Origin of the sequence: Streptomyces fractus, from assembly GCF_049844455.1 — a bacterium.
In the GTDB taxonomy this organism is placed as follows: domain Bacteria; phylum Actinomycetota; class Actinomycetes; order Streptomycetales; family Streptomycetaceae; genus Streptomyces; species Streptomyces fractus.
The window spans coordinates 1,521,009-1,543,099 of record NZ_JBMYHI010000002.1; the positions used below are offsets into that span (position 1 = coordinate 1,521,009).

The following is a 22,091-nucleotide window of genomic DNA, read 5'->3' on the forward strand; positions in this document are numbered from 1 at the left end:
AGCCGGCTCGGGGCCCAGCTCGGGGCCGGGGGCCGGGGTGGCCGACGGGGCCCCGATTCTGTTTCCGTTTTCCTTTCCAAGGGGGGCATCGGGTTGGCGGGTACGGCAACCTCAAGGCGTCCTCAACTCGTGCGCCTCCACCGACACATCAACCACCCCGTCGCTCGCGATACTGCGAGACACCAAGGTCCATGTGTCGCAGGCCGACGGATAGAAGCGGACCGTCAGCGCCTCCCCGGAGCCGCTGAAGATCTCCGCGATGGAGTGGTCCAGGATGATCCGCAGCTCGACCTCTCCTCCCGCGACGAGCTCGGGCAGCGGCATCCTGTACGCCCCCACATGGGCGCGGGTATCGCCCGACGCGTGCCCGCGGTCGACCGTCAGCGCGCCGTCACGGATCTCCAGGTCGAGGTACTCGGCGCCGCCGCTCCCCCACACGATCCGCAGCCCCCATGCCGGGTCACCGGTGAAGCCCACGCGGACCCGGACATCCGCTGCGGCGCCGATGCCGCCGAGCACAGTCGTGGTGTCCGGCAGGGCCCGGCAGGTCTCCCGCCACCCATCGGCCCGCAGGCCGGCCAGCTCACGCGCCGGTGCCTGGTGCGGGGTTCCGTCGGGTCGCAGGGTGATCTCCCTCGGGACGGTCAGGACTCCCGCCCACCCCGCTTCCTTGGCGCACATCGCGTCGCGCGCCTCCCAGGACCAGCCCCACAGCAGCCACCGGCCGCCCGGTGCGCGCATCAGGGCGGGGGCGTAGAAGTCGGGCCCGTGGTCGAAGCGGGTCGCCCCGTCATCGAATCCGAAGCCGCCGCCGGGGCCGCTCCCACCCCCGTCCCCGTCCCGATGACCCGACCAGGCCACCACGTGGGACGGCCCCGTGCGCTGGTACCACGCGCTCGTGAGCAGCAGGGCTCGCCCGTCCTCGTACACGGCGAGCTGCGGGCACTCCCATGCCTCGCCCGTGCGGACCGTCGAGTCGGCCGTCGGCGCCTCGTCCGCCCTCCGGTGGAGGGGCCCGTCGTACGTCCACGTGTCGAGGTCCGGCGACGAGTACGCCAGTGCGGCGCCGTCCCCGTCGGAGCAGCCCGCGCCGACGAGCATGCGCCAGCGGCCGCCGTCCCGCCATACGTACGGATCGCGGAAGGTCGTGACTCCCGACGGGGCCTCCGGCACGAGCAGTTCGGGTCGTTTGACGAACGTGGTGCCGTCCGGCCCCGAGTCGGCCGCGGCGACGGGCTGCCAGGGGTGTCCGGCGCGGTGGGCCGAGTAGAAGGCGGTGATGCGGCCGTTGTGCGAGACCGCGTTGCCGGAGAAGCAGCCGTCCTCGTCCGGCCCCCCGAAGTCGGGGGCGAGCGCGAGGGGTTGGGGCTCCCAGCGCAGCAGGTCGCGGCTGCGGAAGTGGCCCCAGTGGACCTGCTCGTGCGTGGGCGCCTGCGGGTTGTACTGGAAGAAGACGTGGTACCAACCGTCGTGGTGGACAAGGCCGTTGGGGTCGTTGATCCAGTTGGCCGGCGGTCTGAGATGCACCTCGGGCAGATGCGGATCCGGGCTCACTCCTTGACCGCCTGCGCGGCCACGCCCTGCACGAAGGCACGCTGGAAGATGAGGAACACCACGAGCGTCGGGACGGTCATCATCGCGGCGAACGCCATGATGTCGCCCCACTGCAGCGGCGGCAGTGTCTGGAAGACGGACATGCCCACCGGCAGCGGCCGTACGCTTTCGCTGCGCGTCGCCATGACCGGCCACAGCAGTTGCCCCCACGTCATCAGGAAACTCAGGATCGCCACTGACGCGTACGCGGGCTTCGACAGCGGCACGATGATGCTGCGGAACGCGCGCCAGGGGCCGGCCCCGTCCACGCGGGCGGCCTCCTCCAGTTCCCGGGGCAGCGCGAGGAAGAACGAGTAGAAGAGGTAGACGAAGAAGGGGTTGGCGATGAACGGCACGATCTGCGCCTGGTAGGTGTCCAGCCAGCCCAGCTCCGTCATCATCAGCAGAAGCGGGATCGCGAGCGCCTCGAACGGGATGATGATGAGCGCGACCACGGCCGCGAGCACGATGTTCCGGCCCGTCCAGCGCAGTCGGGCGAGCGCGTAGCCGAACATGCTGTTGACGACGAGGCCGAGGCCGACCGTGGTGCCGCACACGATCAGGGAGTTCAGCAGAAGGCGGCCGAAGTCGGAGCGTTCCCAGGCGCTGGCGAAGTTGTCGAGCGTCGGATGGAGCGGGATCAGGGCGCGCCAACTGCCGCCGTCGGACAGGACGTTGGCGTTGGGCTTGAGCGCGCCGGTGAACATGAACACCAGCGGGACCAGCATGACCAGCGCGAGGACTGTGCAGATCAGATAGTGGAGCGGCCGGTTGTGGACGCTGCGGGAGCGCCCGGAGGCACGCTTCGTGGGGCCCGGGGCGCGCTTCGCCGCGCGGCTTCCGGGAGCTGTGGAGAGGGTCATCGTACGGCGCGCTCCTCACGGCCGAGCCGGCGCTGGACGAGCGTGACGGCGAGAACGAACAGGAAGAAGACGACGGCGATGGCGGAGGCCTGGCCGATCATGCGCCGGGTGTAGCCGGTCTGGAGCAGTTGCAGCATCATCGTGCGAGTGGAGTCCGTGGGGCCGCCGGGGAACTGCGGCATCATGTACACCTGATCGAAGAGCCGGAAGGCGAAGATCGCCGTCACGTTGATCACGAACACCAGAGTGTTGCGCAGGCCCGGGATCGTGACATGGCGGAACTGCTGCCAGGCGCTCGCCCCGTCGACGCGGGCCGCCTCGTACAGCGAGGCGGGGATGGCCTGGAGTCCTGCCAGGAAGATGACCATCTGGAATCCGACGCCCTGCCACACCGAGGTCAGCACGATCGCGGGCATCGCCCAGCTCGTGCTGGACAGCCAGCCGGGCTGGAGGTGACCGAACGTCAGCGTCCCCAACACCCCGTTGACCAGGCCCGAGTCGGGCAGCAGGAGCACCTTCCACACGACGGAGGCGACCGCCATCACCGTGACGGTGGGCAGGAAGTAGACCGTGCGGAAGAAGAGGCGCATCTGCAGCTGCCGGTTGACCAGGACGGCCAGGGCGAGCGCGGCGGCCGTCTGCACCGGCACGACGATGACGGCGAACAGGGTGTTGTTGCCGAACGAGCGCCAGAACTGCGGGTCGGTGAAGATGCGTTGGTAGTTCTCCAGGCCGGTGAACTCGACCGGGAGCGGCGACGCGAGCCGCTGGTTGGTGAACGACAGAACGACCGCGGAGACGAACGGGAAGATCAGGAAGACGGCCAGCAGGATCACGGCCGGGGCGGAGAACAGGATCGCGGCGAGGCGGCCGCGGCCGCTCGCCTTCGAGGGGGACCGGCGCCGGATCGCAGGGATCGGCGGCGCCCCTCGCGTGGGCTTGTCGAGAGTGGTGTGGGACATGGTGGGTCACCTCAAGGCGCAGGACAGGGTGCGGTGCCGGCGTGTGTGGCGCCCGGCGCGGCGGCTGTCCGGGGAGGACAGCGCCGCGCCGGGGCCGGTCTCACTTGACGGGGTAGCCGTCGTTGTCCTTGATGTCCTGGTCGATCGTCGCGACGGCCTTCTTCAGCGCGGCCTTGACGTCCTTGCCCTGGCTGATGTCGTCGATGGCCTGCGAGTACGCCTGGGTGATGGCGGGATACGCCGGCGTCTGCGGACGCGGCACCGCCACCTTGGGCGACTTGTTGAGGCTGTCGGTCACCAGGCTCATCGGTTCGCCGGGCGCGTAGATGTCGGTGCCCTTCAGGGCCGCCTTCGTCGAGGGCGGCGCGCCCACGGCCTTGTACATGGACAGCAGGCTCTTCTTCTTGAGGAGATACTCCAGGAACGCGGCGGCGGCGTCGGGGTCCTCGGCCTTGCGGGTGATGCCGAACTGCCATGACCCCATGCCGGTCTTGGAGCCGGTGCCGAAGTCGGGCAGCGGGATGACGGCGAGGTCGTCGCCCGCCGCCTTCTTGTTGCCGTTCTTGTAGGCCCACATGCCGTGCCAGGAGATCGGGCTCTTCTTCTTGAGGAACGGGCTGTCGTCCTGGGCCTCGGTGTTCACGTACTTCTTCTTGAACCAGGACTGGAACGTCGTCAGCGCCTTGACGACCTCGGGCTTGTCCAGTGACCCCGCCGCCGTCTTGTACCCGTCACGGTTGATCAGGTCGCCGCCGGCGGACTCGACGATGGGGCTGAAGGCGTAGGTGAACCACTCGCCCTGGCGGCCGAACCACATGTGTGTGTCCAGCGGCCGGTCGTAGCCGGCCTTCTTCAGCTTGCCGAGGATGTCGGTGAACTCCTCGGCGCTCCACGCGTCGTCGACGCCGGTGGGGATGCGGGCCCCGACCTTCTTGAGGGCGGACTTGTACGCGTACAGGACGATGCCCGAGTCGAACGCGCCGACGCCGTACAGCTTCTTGTTGTACGTGCCCTGCTGGACGATCGACGGCAGCAAATCGCTGCGCGTCGACTTCTTGAGGCACTCGTCGAGCGGTATGAGGTCGCCGTTCCAGGCGTAGTTGTAGAGATTGGGCCCGTCGAAGTCGAGCACGTCGGGCAGCTTGTCGGACGCCGACGCGGCCTGGACGGAGTCGTTGTACGTGCCCTCGGGGACGCTCTGCACCTTCACGGTGACCTGATCCTGGCTCTGGTTGAAGCCCTTGACCACGTTCAGGAACGCCTTCTTCTCCGCACCGCCGGCGTGGTAGAAGGCGCTGATCGTCCGCTTTCCGTCGATCTTCCCGTCGCACGACGAGCCTGCCGAGGAGGCGGCGTCGCCCGATCCCGAGCAACCGCTGGCGGTCAGCGCCAGAGCGGCGCAGGCCGCGGCTACGATGGTTCTGCGCATAGAGGTTCGTCCGTTCTTGAATTGTGGCGAGCACGGATGGACTGCGGTGGGGCCGGGTGGCAGCCCGGCCCCACCGGATGTGCCGGTATCAGTCCGCCTGGCGGGCGGGCCCGATGGAGTCGCGGTCACGCAGCGGCATGGGAACGCGGTGCGTGGACGCACCCAGGGGGCCGTCACCGAGGATCAACTCGACGGCCCTGCGGCCGAGTTCGTGATGGGGTAGGGCGACCGTGGTGAGCGCCGGCTTGAGCCAGCCGGCGATGTCCTGGTCATCGAAGGAGACGACGGACATGTCCTGAGGGACGGACAGACCGGCCTCGGTCAGCGCCAGGTAGGCACCGAAGGACACCCGGTCGGTGGAGCACACCAGCGCGCGGGGCCGCTTCCCGGTGGTGAGCAGCCGCCGCACCGCCACGTAGCCGTCCTCGGCCCCCCAGTCGCACTCCACCACGCCGTCGAGTCCGACCCCGGCGTCGCGCAGGACTTCCTGGAGGCCCCGCATGCGTTCCTGCCCGGCGAACACACCGTCCGGGGAGGCGGGGATGGCCTGGTGGCCGCCGATCGCCCAGATACCGGTGGTGTGTCCCGCGGCGAGCAGTGTGCGTCCCGCCGTCCGGCCGGCCTCGATCTCGTCCGGGATCACCGAAGGAGCGTCGAACCCCGGGGCCAGACAGTTGAGCAGGACCACGCGCCGGCCGTGCAGTTCGGGCGGCGGGGTGACGTAGTGGGTGTACATCGCCGCGTAGATCACGGCGTCGACCTGGCGGTCCAACAGGGCGTTGACCAGGCCGGATTCGACGGCCCTGTCGCCGCCGGTCTCCGTGATGAACAGCAGGTGGTCCTTCTCGCGCGCCGCGTCGAGCGCCCCGCGGATCACCTCCCCGGCGAAGGGTGTGGTGGTAATGGTGTCGGAGACGAAGCCGATGGTCTGGCTGGACTTCGTGCGCAGGCTGCGGGCCGTGACATTGGGGCGGTACCCCAGGTCGGCGGCCGCCGCGAGGACCTTGTCCCGGGCCGCGTCCGAGATCCGCATGTCGGTACGGCCGGACAGTGCGAAGGACGCCGTCGTCGGTGACACCCCCGCGCGTCGGGCCACATCGGCCATGGTCACTCGGTTCCCGGGCATCTACGTCTCGACCTCCGTTAAATCGGATTAGCAAGTCGCCGATGAGAATGCTGCGCGTTCCACGCCCTGTCAATATCCCGGACACCAGGGATCAACAACCGCTGCCACTATGGGCAGTTGTGCCCGTTTTCACGCTACGGGGATGTAACCCACGTTGCGTTAGCTCTTGCGTTAGCAGCCTCAGCGGTCGAACGATGCCACCGGTCGCCGGAGGTAAACCGATTTGGCATCTCTGGCTCCACCTGACCCCACATGGCATCACCTGACCCCACCGATCGCTCAGGAGCCCCCATGAAGAGAAGAACAGTCCTGCGCGTCCTCTCGCTCACCGCCGGCGGCGCGCTCGTCCCGCCGGCCCGTCCCGTCGCCGCCTCGGCAGCCACACCACGGCAGTTGGCCGCGGGTCTCGCCGCCCACTGGGACTTCGCCGAAGGAACCGGCGCGACGACCCAGGAACAGGTCACCCACACCACGAACCCGATCGACTACGTCTTCAACGACGCCGTCTACAAGCCGGACAGCGACCCCCTGTGGGGCGCGAAGAAGGCCGCTGACGGGGTCCTCTCCGGTGCCTTGCTGTTCGACGGCTACTCCACCTGGGTCGCCCGCGGGGCCGCGGAGACCACGCTGCCCACGGACGGGCTGACCGTCGAGGCGTGGGTCGCGCCGCGCGCCTTCGAATGGGGCGACGAGGGCAAGCCCTCCGTCATCGTCAACCAGCAGGACAAGGGCGCCCAGCGCGGCTTCTGCCTGGGCGTCGGCAGGCACGGCCTGTGGCAGTTCGGCGTCGGCACGTCAGACGCCTGGTACGAGGTGACCGTCCCGAAGTCCGCCGCGCTGACCGCGGGCAAGTGGGCACATGTCGCGGGCGTGTTCTCCCCCGCCGACGGCGCGATCACGCTGTACGTCAACGGCGAGTCGGTCGCCCAGGGAACGGTCCCCGCGGCCGCCCGGCTGAGCAAGGCGGATGTCCCACTGCTCGTCGGCCGGCACAACCAGCCCGCCGTCATCAACGGCACGTTCGCGGTGAACATGTTCAACGGCCTCATCGACGAACTGAAGCTGCACGGTGGCGCGTTGACCGCCGCCGAGGTCGCGGCGAGCCACGACGCCGACGTCAAGACGTTCTCGGGCGGCACGATCCCCAAGGCGGCCCTGGCGATGGACCGTTCACGCTACGACGGCGACCGCTACCGCCCGGCGTTCCACTTCACCGCGCCCAACCACTGGATGAACGAACCGCACGCCCCCATCCAGGTCGACGGCTCGTACCACCTCTTCTACCAGCACAATCAGCACGGCCCGTACTGGCACAACATCTGCTGGGGCCACGCGGTCAGCAAGGACCTGGTGCACTGGCGCGACCTCCCCGTCGCGCTCGTCCCGACGGCCGACAGCGTGGCACCGGACGGCGTCTGGTCCGGCGCCTCGACCCTCGACGCGGACGGCGTCCCGGCCCTGCTGTTCACCGCGGGCAACGACTCCCAGAAGCCCAACCAGGCGGTCGGCCTCGCCCGCCCCGCCGACCCGAGCGATCCCGACTTCGCCGAGTGGAAGATGCACCCCACGCTGGTGATCAGCCAGAAGGCCGACCTCGACGTCGGCGCCGACCGCAAGGTCCGCTTCGGCGACTTCCGCGATCCATTCGCCTGGAAGGAGGGAAGCACCTGGTTCCAGCTGGTGGGCTCGGGCGTCCAGACATCCTCGGGCGGCGCCGTCGGCGGCACCGCCCTCCTCTACACCTCGACGAACCTCACCGACTGGACGTACGCGGGCCCGCTCATGGTCGGGGACGTGGCCGCCCACGCCAAGACGGGCCAGGTGTGGGAGCTGCCCACCTTCCTCCCCATCGGGAAGGACGCGCAGGGCCGCGAGCGCCGCGCACTCCTCATCAACCCGGCCTTCCCCGACGGCCCCGGCGAGTACAGCAGCAAGTACGTCTTCTACTGGGTCGGCACCTGGGACGCGTCCTCCCGCACCTGGAAGCCGGACAGCACCGAGCCCCAACTCCTCGACTACGGTGACCACTTCACCGGCCCCAGCGGCCTGGTCGACTCCAAGGGCCGCTCGATCGTCTTCACCATCGCCCAGGACCGGCGCTCCGAGCAGGGCCACTACGACGCCGGCTGGGCGCACAACGCGGGCCTGCCGATCGCGCTGTCCATGCGGGACGACGGCGACCTCGCCTTCGAGCCGGTGGCCGAGGTGGCGAACCTCCACGACGGCGCGGCACTCGTCTCCCTCGACAGCCCGACGTCCGTGTCCGACGCGAACGCCGCCCTGGCCTCGGTCAAGGGAGCCCTGCTCCACATCAAGCTGACGTTGGAGGCGGGCAGCGCGTCCACGTTCGGCCTCGACGTGCTGCGCAGCCCCGGCGACGAGGAACGCACCCGCCTCTTCTACGACAAGGCGGCCTCGGAGTTCGGCGTCGACCGCACCCGCTCCGGCAACGTCTCCAGCGCGACACCCGATCTCGGCACCCAGAAGGGCCCGCTCGCGCTCGCCGACGGCAAGCTCACGTTGGACGTGTTCGTCGACCGCTCGATCATCGAGGCGTACGCGAACACCCACCGCTCGATCACCACCCGGGCCTACCCGTCCCGCGACGACTCCCTCGGGCTGCAGCTCTTCGGCGAGGGCAGCACGATCACGTCGTTGACGGTCTGGAAGATGGGGAGCATGGCGGTCTGACGCGAGGTGGCGACCCCTGGCCGGGGAGACCAAGGAGTCCGGGGGGTCGGCTACCGGTCCGCGTCGCGCAGGATCACGTCGACGAGGCGGTCGACGAACGCGGTGAGGTCCTGGTCGTCGTGGCGTCCGAACGTGGTCGTCCACAGCGCGAAGCGGCCGAAGAGACCGGACCAGAGGATCATCGCGACCTCTTCGGCGCCGCCCGGCCAGCGCAGCCCCTCCTTCTCGCACGCGTGGACGGCGTCCACCCACTGGCGCCACAGCAGGCGTGCGGGATGCACCTGGCCGGGCTCGCCGAAGCTGGAGGCGTCGTGGCCGAACATCATGCGTACGACGCCGCGTTCGGCGACGGCGAACGTGCAGAAGGCCTTGGCCTGGGCGCGGAGGCGGTCGGTGGCATCGGCTCCGTCGGCCGCCGCCCGGCTGTCGGCTTCGCGCATGGCGGCGACCACCCGCTGGTAGCCGTCCTCCGCGACGGCGTGGGCGAGTTGGTCCTTGTCGGCGAAGTGCAGGTACATGCTCTGGGCGGCGATGCCGACCTCGCGCGCGACCTCCCGGAGCGACACCGGCAGGGCGTTGTCCGTCAGCTTCTGGTCGAGGAGGCGGGCCACGGCGGCCAGGATCTCCGCACGGAGCCGGTCCCCCTGGCCACGGGGATTGCGTCTGCGGGCGACCTCGGTGTCGGAGTCGGAGTCGTTCATGTCCCTCATTCTGCGACAGACCAGCGCGTGTGGGCCCCCGGCCACGGCCGGGGGCCCACACGCGGCGTTGACTACGTCTCCGCGATGGCTCGGGTCGCGGACCCCATGGCCTGCCCGGCGGCGGGGAGCCCCACGTAGGGGATCGTCTGGACGACGGCCTCCAGAATCTCCTCCGGGGTCAGGCCGTTGGCCAGCCCTCCGAGGACGTGATTGCGCACCTCCCACTGGTGGCCCTGTGCCACGAGGACGCCCAGCGTGACCAGGCTGCGGCTGCGCCGGTCCAGGCCGGGCCGGGCCCAGATGTCACCGAAGCACTGCTCCAGCGCGAATCGCGCCATGTCGGCCGCGGGGCCCTCGCCCTGCCCCTGGGCCACCATGTTGTCCTGCAAGAACTCCTCGCCGAACATCTCCCGCACGACCTGCTCACCGGCCGCCCGGCGGTCGGTCGCCTCACTGCTGCTCATCGGTGTCCTCCTGGTGGGATGTCATGCGCGGCAGCATGCCGAGCACGGTGGCCGTGGTGGTGCCCGCGTCGACGGGGAGGACCGTGCCGGTGATCCAGCGCGATTCGCCGCCGACGAGGAAGAGGACCGCCCAGGCGAGATCCCAGGCCGTGCCCTCGACGCCGAGGAGGTTGGCGGCGGCACGCATGCGACGGCCCTCCTCGCCGCCGCGGTCACCGATCGGGGTGTGCAGGTGACCGGGGACCAGGCAGTTGACGCGGATGTTGTCCGGCCCCCAGGCGTACGCCTGGTCGGTGGTCAGGGACTGCAACGCACCCTTGCTGGCCCCGTACGCGCCGCTGCCGAACCCGCGCAGCGCCGCGATGGAGGAGACGTTCACGACCGAGCCACCACCGCCGCGTACGAGGTGGGGGTGGGCGGCGCGAGCCACCTGCATGGCCGCGGTGACATTGAGGGCGAAGACCTTGTCCCAGCCCTCGCGGGTGGCGCCCATGAGGCCGCCGTCCCCGCTCATGCCCGCGTTGTTGACGACCCCGTCCAGACGGCCGGCCCGGTCGGCGAACTCGTCCACCGCGCCCGTCGCCGACGCCTCGTCGGTGATGTCGGCCGCGATCGCTATCGCCCGCCCGCCACTGTTCTCGACGCGCTTACGTGTGTGCTCGGCCCGTTCTACGTCGATGTCGACGATGCCGACCGTGGCGCCCTGGGCCGCGAGCAGCATGGCCGTCGCCGCTCCGGTGCCCAGGAAGTCGCCCGCGCTCCCGGCGCCGGTCACCAGCACCGCCTTGCCCGCCAGGCGGGTGCCGCGGCCGTCGGTGTGCCCGCCGACCTCGAACGTCCCGCTCGTCCCGCTCGTCTCGTGCTCAGGCATGGCGTTCACCAGGTGACCGGGAGGGACTTGAGGCCGTAGACGATGGAGTTCTTCTTGAAGGGCAGTTCGCCCTCGGGGACGGCGAGCTTCAGGCCGGGGATGCGTTCGAAGAGCCGGGGCCAGGCGACCTGCATCTCGACGCGTGCCAGGTTCTGGCCCAGGCACTGGTGGGAGCCGAAGCCGAAGGCCACGTGGTGGCGGGCCTTGCGGCCGATGTCCACGTGGTCCACCGGGCACTCGCCCTCACCACTGCCAAAAGCACGCGCATCCCGGTTGCCGGCGACCAGGGAGACGATGACTCCCTCGCCCTCGCGGACGAGTTGCCCGCCGATCTCCACGTCCTCGGTCGCCACTCGCCGCGGGTCGGTGGAGACGATGCTCCAGTACCGCAGCATCTCCTCGGCGGTGCCGGGGGCCAACTCGGGGTGCTCGCGCAGCCGTTCGCGCTGCTCGGGGTTGAGCAGCAGGGCCACGGTGCCGAGGCCGAGCATGTTCGCCGTGGTCTCGTGGCCGGCCCCGACCAGGATGGCGACCAGGCTGGGCAGCATCTCCGGCGCGAAGCCGTCGGGCCCGGTGCGGTCGGCGATGAGGCGGCTGACCATGTCGTCGGCGGGCTCGCGGCGCTTTCGCTCGACGAGCGCCGTGTAGTACTCGAACGCCTTGCGCTGGAGCCGCCCGCGTTCCTCGGGGCTGACGTCCAGGTCCGTGCCCGCGTTCGCGTGCTCCTGGAAGAGCTCGTGGTCCTCGTAGGGGACGCCGAGGATCAGGCAGATGGCGAGGGAGGGCATCGGGAGGGCGAATTCCTTGATGAGGTCGACGGGGCCGCCCTTGGCGAGCATCGCGTCGATCAACTCGTCCGTGATCTCAAGGAGTTTCTCGCGCATCGCCTGGGTGCGCTTGACGCTGAACTCCTTGGTGAGCATCTGCCGCAGCCGCGCGTGCTCGGGGTCGTCCAGGCGCAGGAACAGGCCGCCCTGGTGCTCGTCCTGTCCCTCGTGGACCAGCGGGAAGCCGGGCTTGCGGACGTCGGCGCTGAAGGCCGGGCTGGACAGCACGGCGCGGATGTCCTCGTGCCGGGTGGCCAGCCAGTGCTGGGAGCCGTCCCAGATGGTGACCTTGTGCAGGCCGCCGGCCTCCCGGAACTCGGTGTACTTCGGCGGCGCGCTGAACGGGCAGCTCCGCTCGGCCGGGAAGAACGGTGCGTCCCCGGCGGGTGTGGACGTCTCGGATGCGGTGGTCGTCATGTGTCTTCCTCGGTCAGAGAGCCGGTGCTTGTGCGGTGGTGCGGGCCGCGGCCGTGGGGGTGGCGGCGGGCCAGGGGGCACGGTCGATCACGGCCTGGCGCCAAGTGCGCAGGGAGCGGGCCATTCTGTTGCCCAGTACGCCGTCGATCCGGTGCGGATGTCCCTCGGCGTCGCGGTGGCCGTAGACGCCGACGAATCGGCCCTCGTCCAGCGATCCCTCGACGACCGTGAATGCCATGTCCCGGCCGGTCGCCCCGTAGGACTGGAGCTTCAGGTCGTACTGGTCGGACCAGAAGTAGGGCAGCGAGGGTGCGCTCGGCTCGGCGCCCATGAGGGCGGCGCCGACGGAGCGGCCCTGCTCGGTGGCGGCGAGCCGGTGCTCGCTGCGGACGTGCCGGTCGGTGGCCGGATCGAGCCAGGCCGCCACGTCACCGACGGCCCAGATGTTCTCCGTGGCCTGGCCGCGCGCGTCGCACAACACACCTTCGACGCCGTCGCGTTCTCGGCTGCCGAGCGGCACGCCGGACCCGTCGAGCCAGCCGACGGCCGGGCGGGCCCCGACCGCGACGAGGACGGTGGACGCCTCGACGACGGTTCCGTCGTCGAGCACCACCGCGGTGGCCCGGCCGTCCTCGGCGAGGACCTTGCCGACTCCCCGGCCGCAGCGCAGATCGACACCGGCGGCGCGGTGGCGGGACTCGACCATGCGCGCCACCTCCTCGCCCAGCACGTTGACCATGGGCAGGGGCAGCGGATCCACCAGGGTCACCGGCACACCCATGCCCCGGGCCACCGCCGCGGCCTCCGCGCCGACGAAGCCGGCACCCACCACGACGAGCCGCCCGCCCTGCCTCAGCACGTCCCTCAGCCGGAGCGCGTCCGGCAGGTTCCGCAGCACCTGCACACCGGACAACTCGGCGCCCAGGGACGGCGGATGGACGGCCTGGGCGCCGGTGGCGACGACCAGTGCGTCGTACGCCAGCTCCTTGCCGTCGGCGAGCGTCACCGTGGACGTGGCCGCGTCGACACCCACGGCGTCGGTGTCGGGTATGTGGGTGACGCCCAGGGACGACCACTGCTCCTGCGGGCGCAGCAGCAGCCGCTCGACCTCCCACTCCCCCGCCAGCAACTGCTTGGACAGCGGCGGCCGGTCGTACGGCAGACCGGGCTCCCGGTCGACCAGGACCACCTCGCCGCCGAACCCGCGGCGCCGCACCTCCTCCGCGACCGCGAGCCCCGCGGCCGAACCGCCGACCACGACGATCCTGCGCGGCTCCGGCCCGGCCGGCACCTCAGCCCTCCTCGACGGCGATCGCGGCGGCGGGGCACACCTGCGCCGCTTCACGAACCGCGGCGTGCTGCTCCTGCGGGGGCGTCGCGTCGAGGAGGAGCACGATGCCGTCCTCGTCGCGCTGGTCGAACACCTCCGGGGCGACCAGCACGCACTGGCCCGCTCCGCAGCACTTCGGTTCATCAACAGTGATCTTCACGTCACTCGACCTTTCAGTGATCACTTTCGGCGGGCCTCCGTCGGCCCGTCGATCCCGGAAGCATCACCTTACGACTGTCACCTGACACGTACAAGGTTAGCGATTCGGCCAAGCGCAGGTGTTGAGGCGAGACGGTTCGTCTTGTTATGGTGAGGGCATGGCTTTCCTTTTCTTCGTCTGAGTCCGGGCACGGCCCCTGCCGCCGTTTCTGCTGCCCGTCGACCCTTCGCACGCCCAGGGAAAAGCTCTATGCGCGATCGCGCTCACACCGGCCTGTCCACCACCGCCCCCGCTCCCGCCGTGGCGCAACTGTCCGTCAGGTCCGTCACCAAGTCGTACGGCACCCGTACCGTCCTCGATCAGGTGTCCTTCACCGTCCGGCCCGGCGAGAGGGCCGCCGTCATCGGAGAGAACGGCTCCGGCAAGTCCACCTTGCTGCGGCTGCTCGCCACGGCCGAGACGCCGGACGCCGGGGAGATCACCGTCCACTTCCCCGGCGGAACCGGCCACCTCGCCCAGACCCTCGACCTCGGCGCCGACCGCACCGTCCAGGACGCCGTCGACCTCGCCCTGGCCGAACTCCGCGCCATGGAACGAGAACTCCGTGCCGCAGAGGAGTCCCTCGCCGACGCGTCGGACGACGAACTCGCCGCGTACGGCGAGCAGTTGATCGCCTACGAGGAACGCGGCGGATACGAGGCGGACGCCCGCGTGGAAGCCGCCATGCACGGGCTCGGCCTCGCCCGCATCACCCGGGAGCGCACGCTCGGCTCGATGTCCGGCGGCGAGCAGTCGCGCCTCGCGCTCGCCTGCGTCCTGGCCGCCTCCCCCGAACTCCTGCTCCTGGACGAACCGACGAACCACCTCGACGCGTCCGCCGTGCGCTGGCTGGAGCAACACCTGCGCGCGCACCGCGGCACCGTCATCGCGGTCACGCACGACCGCGGCTTCCTGGAGCGCGTCGCCACGACGATCCTCGAGGTCGACCGGGACGAGCGCACCGTGCGCCGGTACGGCGACGGGTGGGCCGGCTACCGCGCCGCGAAGGCCGCCGCCCGGCGCGGAGCGGAGCAGCGGTACGCGGACTGGGTCGAGGAAGTGGCCCGTGCGGAAGAGCTGCTGGAGTCCGCCGGCCGGCGGCTCGCCGGTACCGGCCGCGATCCGAAGCAGGGTTTCGGCAAGCACCGCCGCTCCAGCGAGGCGAAGCTCGGCGGGCAGGTGCGCTCGGTGCGGGAGCGCCTGGACCGGCTGCGGCGCGACCCGGTGGCCAAGCCGCCGGTGCCACTCCGGTTCACGACGGCCCTGTCGTCGGCGGCCTGCGCCCCGGCCCAGGGCGCGCTCGCCGAGCTCGACAACGTACGGGTCGGGGAACGGCTGCGCCTCGACGGGCTCCTGTCGATCGAGCCCGGAGGGCGCCTCCTCGTCACGGGCGAGAACGGCGCGGGCAAGTCGACGCTGCTTCGCGTTCTGGCGGGCGACCTCCAGCCGGACGCGGGCACGGCGCGCCGCCCTGCTCGCATCGGCTACCTCGCCCAGGAACTTCCCGCGCACGCCACGCGTCTGCCGCTGCTCGCCGCGTTCGCCTCCGGGCGGCCCGGGCCGCCGGACGAGTACGCCGAACAGCTCCTGTCCCTGGGCCTGTTCCGCGAACAGGATCTGTACGTCCCGGTCGCCACCCTGTCCGTAGGACAACAGCGGCGGCTTCAGATCGCGACCCTGGTGACCCGCCCCGCAGACCTCCTCATCCTCGACGAGCCGACCAACCACATCGCGGTCGACCTGGCCGAGGACCTCCAGTCGGCCCTCGCGGCGTACCCCGGGGCGGTGGTCGCGGTCTCACACGACCGCGACTTCCGCACGAGCTTCGAGGCCGAGCACCTGGACCTGCACGCGGGCGGCAGACGCTGACCCGGCGCGGGCCGGGGGCAGGCGCTACCCCGGTCCGGCTCGTCCCCTGCTCGACCCCTCCGAGCAGTACGTACCAAGGACCAAGGACCAGGTGACGACCATCCGAACCGCCCACTTCACGACCCATCGGAGTCAGGAATGACCCACCTGGAACTCTCCCTCGAACAGATCGAGGGTGCCCCCTGGCCCGCCCCCAGCGACGACGACAGCAGGATGGTGCGGACCGCCCATGCGCTGCGCCAAGAGCCGATCGGCGCACTGGACGCCGAGAGCCTGCGCCTGCTCATCAGCCAGGACATCGGCCTTGAGGTGCTGGTCCCACGCGCTGTGACGCTCCTGCGTGAGGCCCCACTCGCCGAAGGCGACTACTACCCGGGGGACCTCTTGGGATCTGTACTGGAGGTTCCGGTGGACTTCTGGGCGCGTCACGAGGACATGGCCACCGAAGTAGCGCGGATCGCGGCATCCGTTCCACCGGAGGACCTCTTCGCTCCGCTGCCCGAGCGCATCGCCCGGTTCCGTGCCGCGGTGAACCGCTGACTCTGGCGGGCCGCGTGTGGTGAAACACCCCGCCCGCCGGGCTCCCCGCTTGGACCGCGCTACATGGGCATCGACCGGCGCGCACGACGGCGGCGCCGCGCGGCTCGCTCGCCCGCGGCGATCGCGTCCTGCTCCGTGGCGCCCCGCGCGCGGGCCTTCTCATAGGCCTTCGTGCGTGACTCGTCCATCTTCCGGGCAGTTCGCTCGTGCATTCGAGAGAAGAGACCCATGTTGTCTCCTTAGTCGGCCGTACCGCACCTCACTCGCCGGGAATCACGTGCGCGAGCGAGATGATGTCGATACCCCAATCATCGGCGGCCCACCTGCCTCCCGGCATCAACCGATCGGCTGCGATCGTCCTCCGATCGTCGGATCGCAGGGGCACCGGCACCGCGGGACGGCGCTCAGTACTCGCCCTTGATCACGAAGAAGGAGCCACGGATCTCGCCGGCCAGCTTCGACTTCTGGCGCGCGAACTTGAACTTCGACTCCAGTTCCTCGGGGACGTCCATGCCTTGCGAGAGCTTGAACCCCACCGCGCGCTTCGATCCGTTCTCGATGCCGTACATCACGTTGATCGCCAGGCCGGACTCGTAGAAGACGTAAGCCATTCGAAGCCCGTCCACCTCGAAGGATGTCGCCTCCAGCGGGCGCGCGGAGATGACGATGTCGCGCTCCTCGGAGAGGATGCGGGTCACCCAGTCGACAACCTCCGACGCCTCGCTCGCGGGCCGGACGGTGAACTCGTGGTCGTACTTGTTCTTGAAGTAACGCGCCTCGTTGGCACGCAGCCCCGCGAGCGCCTCCGTCACCGGAGACGACTCCAGGCCGACGGTGGACACGTCCTTGAAGTCGACGGCGTACGCCATTGCGTCCTCCTGATGATGTCGTCCGGCTGTGGACCACCGGTGCCGGACTTCCCGGCGACGTCTTCACGCTACGTCCAGCGCCGCCGCCTGACTTCTCGGATCCTGATCGATCCGCGGGCGGCCGGTGCCGTTGCGGACAATCACTGTGCCTCCGCTACGGCACCCTCCTGGGACGCCCGCACGGAACGGTGGGCCCTGCGGCCGCTGAATCTGGGCCTGCGTACGGCGGAGCAGGTGGTCCACGCGGTCCGCCGCCCGAACCGGCGGGTGACGGCGAGCGAGCCCCGCGCGGCCCTCGTTCCGCCGCCGGCGAAGACGGCGCGAGTAGGCGTGGACCTGGCCGCAGCGGAGCCCGTCAGGACACCAGGGTGAGCGCGTACAGGGCCGCGCCGCCGCAGGCCGCGAAGCACAGGTACGCGGCGCCGCGGGTCGCGGTGGCGCCGCCGCCGTGTGCCGTGCGGGCGCGGGACACGGCGACCATGCCCATGGTGAACAGGGCGAGCAGGATCGCGGTGATGCCGACCGCGACGAGGAAGACGAGCGCGAGGGCGGCCCAGTCGATACCCATGATGTGTCTCCTGTGTCTGGGGAGGTGTCAGGCGGCCTGGGCCGCGGGAGCGGGAGAGCCGGTGGTCGTGGCGTCGAGGCTGTCGGCGGTGACCTTGTCGCGGCGCGCTGCCACCCGTACGTACAGGCCGACGGCGATCGTGCCGGCCACCGCGAGCAACTGGCCCCACAGCCCCTGCTCGACGATCAGCTCGGCGACGCCGCCGACGACCGCGGCGGCGGGCAGGGTGATCAGCCAGGTCGCGGACATGGTGCGCAGCATCGGCCAGTTGACCCTGCCGCCCTTGCGGCCGAGCCCCGCGCCGGTGACGGATCCGGTGCAGACCTGGGTCGTCGAGAGGCCGAAGCCCAGGTTGGAGGAGGCGAGGATGACGGCGGCCGACGCGGTCTGGGAGGAGGCGGCCTGGGCGTCGGACAGCTCGGTGATGTCCTTGCCCATCGTCTTGATGATGCGCCAGCCACCGGAGTACGTGCCGAGCGCGAGCGCCAGGCCCGCGGCGGCGATGACCCAGGTGGGCGGCGCCGAGCCGGAGGGCAGCTGCCCCGCGGTGACCAGGGTCAGGGTGATGACGCCCATGGTCTTCTGCGCGTCGTTGGTGCCGTGCGCCAGGGAGACCAGACCGGCGGAGGCGACCTGCCCCGCGCGGTAGCCGCGCCGGTTGGTCGCCTCGTCGCCCTTCTTGGCGATCTTGTCGGTGATGCGGGTGGCGAACCAGGAGGCCGCGCCCGCCACGAACGGGGCCACGATCATCGGGACGAGGATCTTGGCGACGACCACGCCTCCGTTCACCCCGGACGTGCCGACGGCCACCAGGGTGGCGCCGATCAGACCCCCGTACAGGGCGTGCGAGGAGCTGGAGGGTATGCCCCGCAGCCAGGTGATCAGGTTCCAGCTGATCGCCCCGGTGAGCGCCGCGAGCACCACTTCCGGCTGGATGCCGGCGCTCTCGTTGATGATGCCGCCGGAGATGGTCTGCGCGACCTCGACCGAGAGGAAGGCGCCGATGAAGTTGCAGGCCGCGGAGATGCCGACGGCGGCCTTCGGGGAGAGCGCGCCGCTGGCGATCGAGGGCGCGACGGCGTTGGCCGTGTCGTGGAAGCCGTTCGTGAAGTCGAAGGCGAGCGCCATGAGCACGACCATCGTCACGAGGAACATCAGGTTGTCCATGCCGAGGAAGCTACGAATTCAAGGTGAACGAAAGGGGAATATGCGGATATTAAAGGCGTAGCCCGCGGGACCTTCGCGGATCCGTCCTTCCCCCGCGGCGCCCGGCTCGTCCCCCGTCGGCGCGGCGAACCCGTCGGGACTTGAGTCCCGATGAAGTCATGACTCACGACCCGACGGCAGGAACTGCCGGGCGGACAGCGGGAGATCAGTCGTTGACCGCCTATACCTGAATGTGAAGCGCGCGTGAAATGATCTCGGGCATGGGATTCACGCTGCGTGATGTCGAGGGAGGTGTGGAACTCGGCTACGGGGGCCGCGCGGTGCGATGGGGGATCACGGGCCTGACTGTCGCGACGGTTGCCGTCGTCGCGCTCATCGCCGTCCGCGTGCAAGTCCCCGGAGCCCGCGATCGGCACGGCGACCAGCCCGACGCGCTCCTGATCATCGCGGCTTGCACGGCCTTCGCCCTCGGTCTGGTGGCGCTCCTCATGGCCCGCGTCGCACTGTGCCGTGTCCGTGCGGACGAAGCCGGCCTGCACGTCCGGACCCCGCTGCGGCGGCGGACGTACCGCTGGCCCGAGATCGCCCGCCTCGACGTGTACGTCCAACAGGGCAAGTCGTCCAACGTGGACCGCCTCCAACTGGCCCTCACCAGCGGCCGCACCCGCCTCCTGCCGCTGCCCATGAGCGCCGGCAGGACCGACGACCGCTTCGCCGAGTACGTCGACGCCCTGCGCTCCCTGCACCACCGCTACGGCGACCCGGCCACCGAACATCTCGCCGTCGTCGGCCTCGGCACCCGGGGCCACAGCAGGTGGACATCGGCCCTCCTGTGCGTGCTGCTCGGCGCCGGCGCCCTGGGCACCGCCGTGTACATCCCCCACGCCGACTCCGAACTCCGCTCCTGGAACGCCTCCGCCCCGTGCACCGCCGAGACACCGGCCGCGGACCGTACCGACTGCCGCTCGACGATCGACGCGGTGATCGCCCGCACCGACCCCGGCGGGTCACGCAGTCAGAGCTGGCTGTACTTCACCCGGCAGCGCCCGCTGGAACGACTGTCGGTGGACAGGGAGGCGGCGCAGGCCTTCCGTCCCGGCGACCGCGTCGAACTCACCGTCTGGAAGCGGCAGATCAGGATCGCCGCGGGGGAAAGGCACACGTGGCGCGAGCACTTCTCGGGCCCCGGCGAGCTCGCCGTCCTGGCCTCCCTCCTGGCGCTGGGTGCCGGCTATCCGGCCGCCCGGCTGCTCATCCGCCGCCGCGCGCGCCACCTCCCGGTCGATACGGTCCTGGCGCGGGCGACCCCGTACGGTGTCACGCTCGTCGCGACCGCCCTGTGGCTGGCGCCTCTCGCCTACCGGAACCCGACGGCCTTTCCCACGGACCGTGTCTCCCTCCTCTGGGCAGCCGCCGGCACCGCCGCGAGTCTCGCCCTGCTCGCCTGGTCCTGGCATGCGACCCGTCCCGGCCCGTTCGCGCCGGAGCGGGCCGCACCCTCCGACGCCATGGGCACGGAGACGGACGAGGTCTTCCTCCCCGCCCGCTTCCTCGACGCCACCGACTACAACCCGCACCGCTTCGGCACGCACATCGTCATCGGCGGCGGCGAACCACCCGCCGTCGTCCCCCACTCCGGCCCCGGCCGGTTCGCGGCCCGCCCCATCCCGGGCCACCGCCTCGCCCTGCGCGAGATCCGCAGCCCCCGCGGATCGGACCAGGACGTCGTGCCGGCGAACTGGCACATAGCCGAGCTCGACGACACCAGCCACGCAGACGGCCCCAGAACCGTCCGCCTCGCCGCTCCGCGCCGAGAACTCGCGCGCGTACTCCAGGCGCTCGGGCTGTGAGCGTGTCTACGTCGAGCGGGCCGAGCGAGTCGAGCCAGCCGAAGAAGCCGAGGGACTGCCTCGGCGCATAGCCGGCTCACGCTCACGGACGCCCAGGCGGGCGAAGGCCGTCGAGGAGGATGTCGAGAAGTCGATCGGCCGTGACCGCGGGGCCGCTCTGGTGCGCGACGGTGAAGATCCCGATCAGGGCCGCCGCGACCTCCTCCGCGGTGACATCGGGCCGGAGGTCTCCCGCGGTCCGACCCGCGTCGAGGACCGACGCTATCGCGGCCAGGAGTTCGTCCCTGGTCCTGGCGTGGCCGACGACATCGGACTCGATCATCGTCAGCAGCGTGTCGAGCATGCCGTTCTTCGTCGCGATCCAGTCGCCGAACAGGTCCATCCAGCGCCGCAGCGCGACGGCCGGGGCCACGTCGGCGAGCAGGTCGCGGGCGCCGTTCGTGAGGCGGACGACCTGGTCACGGTAGACGGCCTCCACCAGGGACTCGCGGGTCGGGAAGTGGCGATAGAGCGTCCCGATGCCGACGCCGGCCTCGCGGGCGATGGCACGCATCGACGTCTCCGCGCCCGGCGAGGCGAGCACGCGCGTGGCGACGCCGAGCAGCTGTTCGCGGTTGCGGGCGGCATCGGCCCGGGTCGCCCGCGGCTTGTCGGTCGGCAAACGGATCACGCTCCGGTTATGGTGGATCTGATAACCGGAGCATAGTCCGTTTCAGGGGTGCTCCACGAACGCGAGGAAACGGGTACGACATGCAGCAGCACCAGAACGGGCTTCGGGACGGCGCGAGCAGGGCGGTCCGGCTCGAATCGTTCGGCGGACCGGAGGTACTGACCGTCCAGGACGTGCCCGAGCCGCAGGCGGGCGACGGGCAGATCCGTGTGCGGGTGACGGCGGCCGGGCTGAACCCGATGGACTGGGTCATGACCTCGGACGACGAGACCGCGACCCGGTTCGGCCTGAGCCTGCCCGCCGGGTTCGGGACCGACTACGCCGGGGTCGTCGACCAGGTCGGTGCGGGCGCGAGCGGCTACGCGGTCGGCGACCGCGTGTTCGGGACGGCCCTGTCCCGGGCGATCGCCGACCACATCGTCCTCGACGCGGACGGGAACATCGTGAGCGGCGTCGCCCACCACACCCCGGACGGCGTCGACGACCGCACCGCCGCCACACTCTCGATCGCGGGCAGCACCGCGGCCGCGGCTCTCGATGTCATCGACCTCGGCCCGGACGACACGGTGCTGATCGGCGGCGCGGGCGGCGGGGTCGGCGTGTTCGCCGTCCAGTTGGCGCGGATCGCGGGGGCGCGAGTCATCGGGACGGGCTCGCCGTCGTCGGCGGAGTATCTGCGAAGCCTCGGCGCGGAACCGGTCGCGTACGGCGAGGGACTGGCCGACCGGGTCCGCGACCTCGGTGCGGGCCCCGTCACCGCGGCGCTGGACCTGCACGGCTCGGACACGGTGCATGTCGCTCGCGAGTTGGGGGTGCCGGACGGTCGCATCTGCACCATCGCCGGCCAGGTCGACGGGATCCCTGCCGCCAACGGCGCCAACGCCGGGCCCGACGCCCTCGAACACATCGCGCGCCTCGTCGCAGCCGGCAGCCTGCGCGTACCCATCGCGGAGACCTTCCCCATCGAGGACATCCGCGCGGCCGTCGAACTCCAGGCGGCCCGACACGTCCGCGGCAAGGTCGTGATCGACCTTGCGCCTCAACCCTGAGCGCAGGCGCCACCGCCACTGGCATCGGCGTCGACA

General features: G+C 70.7%; 21 protein-coding genes. 5 read left to right on the forward strand and 16 right to left on the reverse strand.

Annotated elements, in window-relative coordinates; genetic code table 11:
- Positions 1–111: 111 nt before the first annotated feature.
- The 5 genes from ACP4E5_RS08880 to ACP4E5_RS08900 all read right to left on the reverse strand — a co-directional run bounded on the left by ACP4E5_RS08880 (position 112) and on the right by ACP4E5_RS08900 (position 5,973).
- Positions 112–1,527 (reverse strand): glycoside hydrolase family 32 protein, encoded by a 1,416-nt coding sequence (locus ACP4E5_RS08880; RefSeq protein WP_425826686.1) that lies wholly within the window; start codon positions 1,525–1,527, stop codon positions 112–114.
- Between the two features lie 23 nt (positions 1,528–1,550).
- A complete protein-coding gene (locus ACP4E5_RS08885; protein ID WP_425826688.1) occupies positions 1,551–2,456 on the reverse strand; it encodes a carbohydrate ABC transporter permease in 906 nt (301 codons plus the stop codon).
- Entirely contained in the window at positions 2,453–3,418 is a 966-nt protein-coding gene (locus ACP4E5_RS08890) for a carbohydrate ABC transporter permease (RefSeq protein WP_425826690.1), read from the reverse strand. The genes ACP4E5_RS08885 and ACP4E5_RS08890 overlap by 4 nt, the downstream gene beginning before the upstream one ends.
- Positions 3,419–3,518: 100 nt before the next feature.
- Entirely contained in the window at positions 3,519–4,847 is a 1,329-nt protein-coding gene (locus ACP4E5_RS08895) for an ABC transporter substrate-binding protein (protein ID WP_425826692.1), read from the reverse strand.
- An 88-nt stretch (positions 4,848–4,935) separates the two neighbouring features.
- On the reverse strand, positions 4,936–5,973 hold the full coding sequence (locus ACP4E5_RS08900) for a LacI family DNA-binding transcriptional regulator (protein ID WP_425826694.1): 1,038 nt from the start codon (positions 5,971–5,973) through the stop codon (positions 4,936–4,938).
- 291 nt (positions 5,974–6,264) lie between these two features.
- Here ACP4E5_RS08900 and ACP4E5_RS08905 point away from each other — a divergent pair, with 291 nt between their 5' ends.
- Positions 6,265–8,664: a GH32 C-terminal domain-containing protein gene (locus ACP4E5_RS08905; protein ID WP_425826696.1), complete on the forward strand. Its 2,400-nt coding sequence runs from the start codon at positions 6,265–6,267 to the stop codon at positions 8,662–8,664.
- Between the two features lie 50 nt (positions 8,665–8,714).
- On the opposite strand, the gene ACP4E5_RS08910 is transcribed toward ACP4E5_RS08905, so the two are convergent.
- The 6 genes from ACP4E5_RS08910 to ACP4E5_RS08935 all read right to left on the reverse strand — a co-directional run bounded on the left by ACP4E5_RS08910 (position 8,715) and on the right by ACP4E5_RS08935 (position 13,434).
- Positions 8,715–9,365, reverse strand: coding sequence for a TetR/AcrR family transcriptional regulator (locus ACP4E5_RS08910; protein WP_425826698.1), 651 nt, complete (start codon positions 9,363–9,365; stop codon positions 8,715–8,717).
- Positions 9,366–9,436: 71 nt separating this feature from the next.
- Entirely contained in the window at positions 9,437–9,829 is a 393-nt protein-coding gene (locus tag ACP4E5_RS08915; RefSeq protein WP_425826700.1) for a carboxymuconolactone decarboxylase family protein, read from the reverse strand.
- The gene (locus ACP4E5_RS08920) at positions 9,816–10,700 is read right to left on the reverse strand and encodes an SDR family NAD(P)-dependent oxidoreductase (protein ID WP_425826702.1); all 885 of its coding nucleotides are present in this window, start codon (positions 10,698–10,700) and stop codon (positions 9,816–9,818) included. Before ACP4E5_RS08920 ends, ACP4E5_RS08915 begins: the two co-directional genes overlap by 14 nt.
- Before the next feature lie 5 nt (positions 10,701–10,705).
- Complete coding sequence (locus ACP4E5_RS08925; RefSeq protein ID WP_425826704.1) at positions 10,706–11,944, reverse strand: cytochrome P450; 1,239 nt, start codon at positions 11,942–11,944, stop codon at positions 10,706–10,708.
- Between the two features lie 13 nt (positions 11,945–11,957).
- Positions 11,958–13,235: an NAD(P)/FAD-dependent oxidoreductase gene (locus tag ACP4E5_RS08930; RefSeq protein WP_425826706.1), complete on the reverse strand. Its 1,278-nt coding sequence runs from the start codon at positions 13,233–13,235 to the stop codon at positions 11,958–11,960.
- A 1-nt stretch (position 13,236) separates the two neighbouring features.
- Positions 13,237–13,434, reverse strand: a complete 198-nt coding sequence (locus ACP4E5_RS08935; protein WP_425826708.1) for a ferredoxin — start codon at positions 13,432–13,434, stop codon at positions 13,237–13,239.
- Between the two features lie 249 nt (positions 13,435–13,683).
- On the opposite strand from ACP4E5_RS08935, the gene abc-f reads away from it, so the two are divergent.
- Together abc-f and ACP4E5_RS08945 are read left to right on the forward strand one after the other, a co-directional pair.
- Entirely contained in the window at positions 13,684–15,342 is a 1,659-nt protein-coding gene (abc-f, locus tag ACP4E5_RS08940; RefSeq protein ID WP_425826710.1) for a ribosomal protection-like ABC-F family protein, read from the forward strand.
- Between the two features lie 138 nt (positions 15,343–15,480).
- On the forward strand, positions 15,481–15,882 hold the full coding sequence (locus ACP4E5_RS08945; protein ID WP_425826712.1) for a contact-dependent growth inhibition system immunity protein: 402 nt from the start codon (positions 15,481–15,483) through the stop codon (positions 15,880–15,882).
- A 59-nt stretch (positions 15,883–15,941) separates the two neighbouring features.
- Here ACP4E5_RS08945 and ACP4E5_RS08950 read toward each other — a convergent pair whose 3' ends face one another.
- From ACP4E5_RS08950 to ACP4E5_RS08965, 4 genes are all read right to left on the reverse strand, one after another.
- The gene (locus ACP4E5_RS08950; protein WP_425826714.1) at positions 15,942–16,112 is read right to left on the reverse strand and encodes a hypothetical protein; all 171 of its coding nucleotides are present in this window, start codon (positions 16,110–16,112) and stop codon (positions 15,942–15,944) included.
- Positions 16,113–16,286: 174 nt separating this feature from the next.
- On the reverse strand, positions 16,287–16,751 hold the full coding sequence (locus tag ACP4E5_RS08955; protein WP_425826716.1) for a hypothetical protein: 465 nt from the start codon (positions 16,749–16,751) through the stop codon (positions 16,287–16,289).
- A 355-nt stretch (positions 16,752–17,106) separates the two neighbouring features.
- A complete protein-coding gene (locus ACP4E5_RS08960; RefSeq protein ID WP_425826718.1) occupies positions 17,107–17,319 on the reverse strand; it encodes a hypothetical protein in 213 nt (70 codons plus the stop codon).
- Positions 17,320–17,346: 27 nt separating this feature from the next.
- Positions 17,347–18,486, reverse strand: coding sequence for an inorganic phosphate transporter (locus ACP4E5_RS08965; protein ID WP_425826720.1), 1,140 nt, complete (start codon positions 18,484–18,486; stop codon positions 17,347–17,349).
- A 260-nt stretch (positions 18,487–18,746) separates the two neighbouring features.
- Between ACP4E5_RS08965 and ACP4E5_RS08970 the strand changes: the two genes are divergently transcribed.
- Positions 18,747–20,336 (forward strand): PH domain-containing protein, encoded by a 1,590-nt coding sequence (locus ACP4E5_RS08970; protein ID WP_425826722.1) that lies wholly within the window; start codon positions 18,747–18,749, stop codon positions 20,334–20,336.
- Between the two features lie 82 nt (positions 20,337–20,418).
- Here ACP4E5_RS08970 and ACP4E5_RS08975 read toward each other — a convergent pair whose 3' ends face one another.
- On the reverse strand, positions 20,419–21,006 hold the full coding sequence (locus ACP4E5_RS08975) for a TetR/AcrR family transcriptional regulator (RefSeq protein WP_425826724.1): 588 nt from the start codon (positions 21,004–21,006) through the stop codon (positions 20,419–20,421).
- Positions 21,007–21,086: 80 nt separating this feature from the next.
- On the opposite strand from ACP4E5_RS08975, the gene ACP4E5_RS08980 reads away from it, so the two are divergent.
- Positions 21,087–22,055, forward strand: a complete 969-nt coding sequence (locus ACP4E5_RS08980) for an NADP-dependent oxidoreductase (RefSeq protein WP_425826726.1) — start codon at positions 21,087–21,089, stop codon at positions 22,053–22,055.
- The last annotated feature ends 36 nt before the right edge of the window (positions 22,056–22,091 follow it).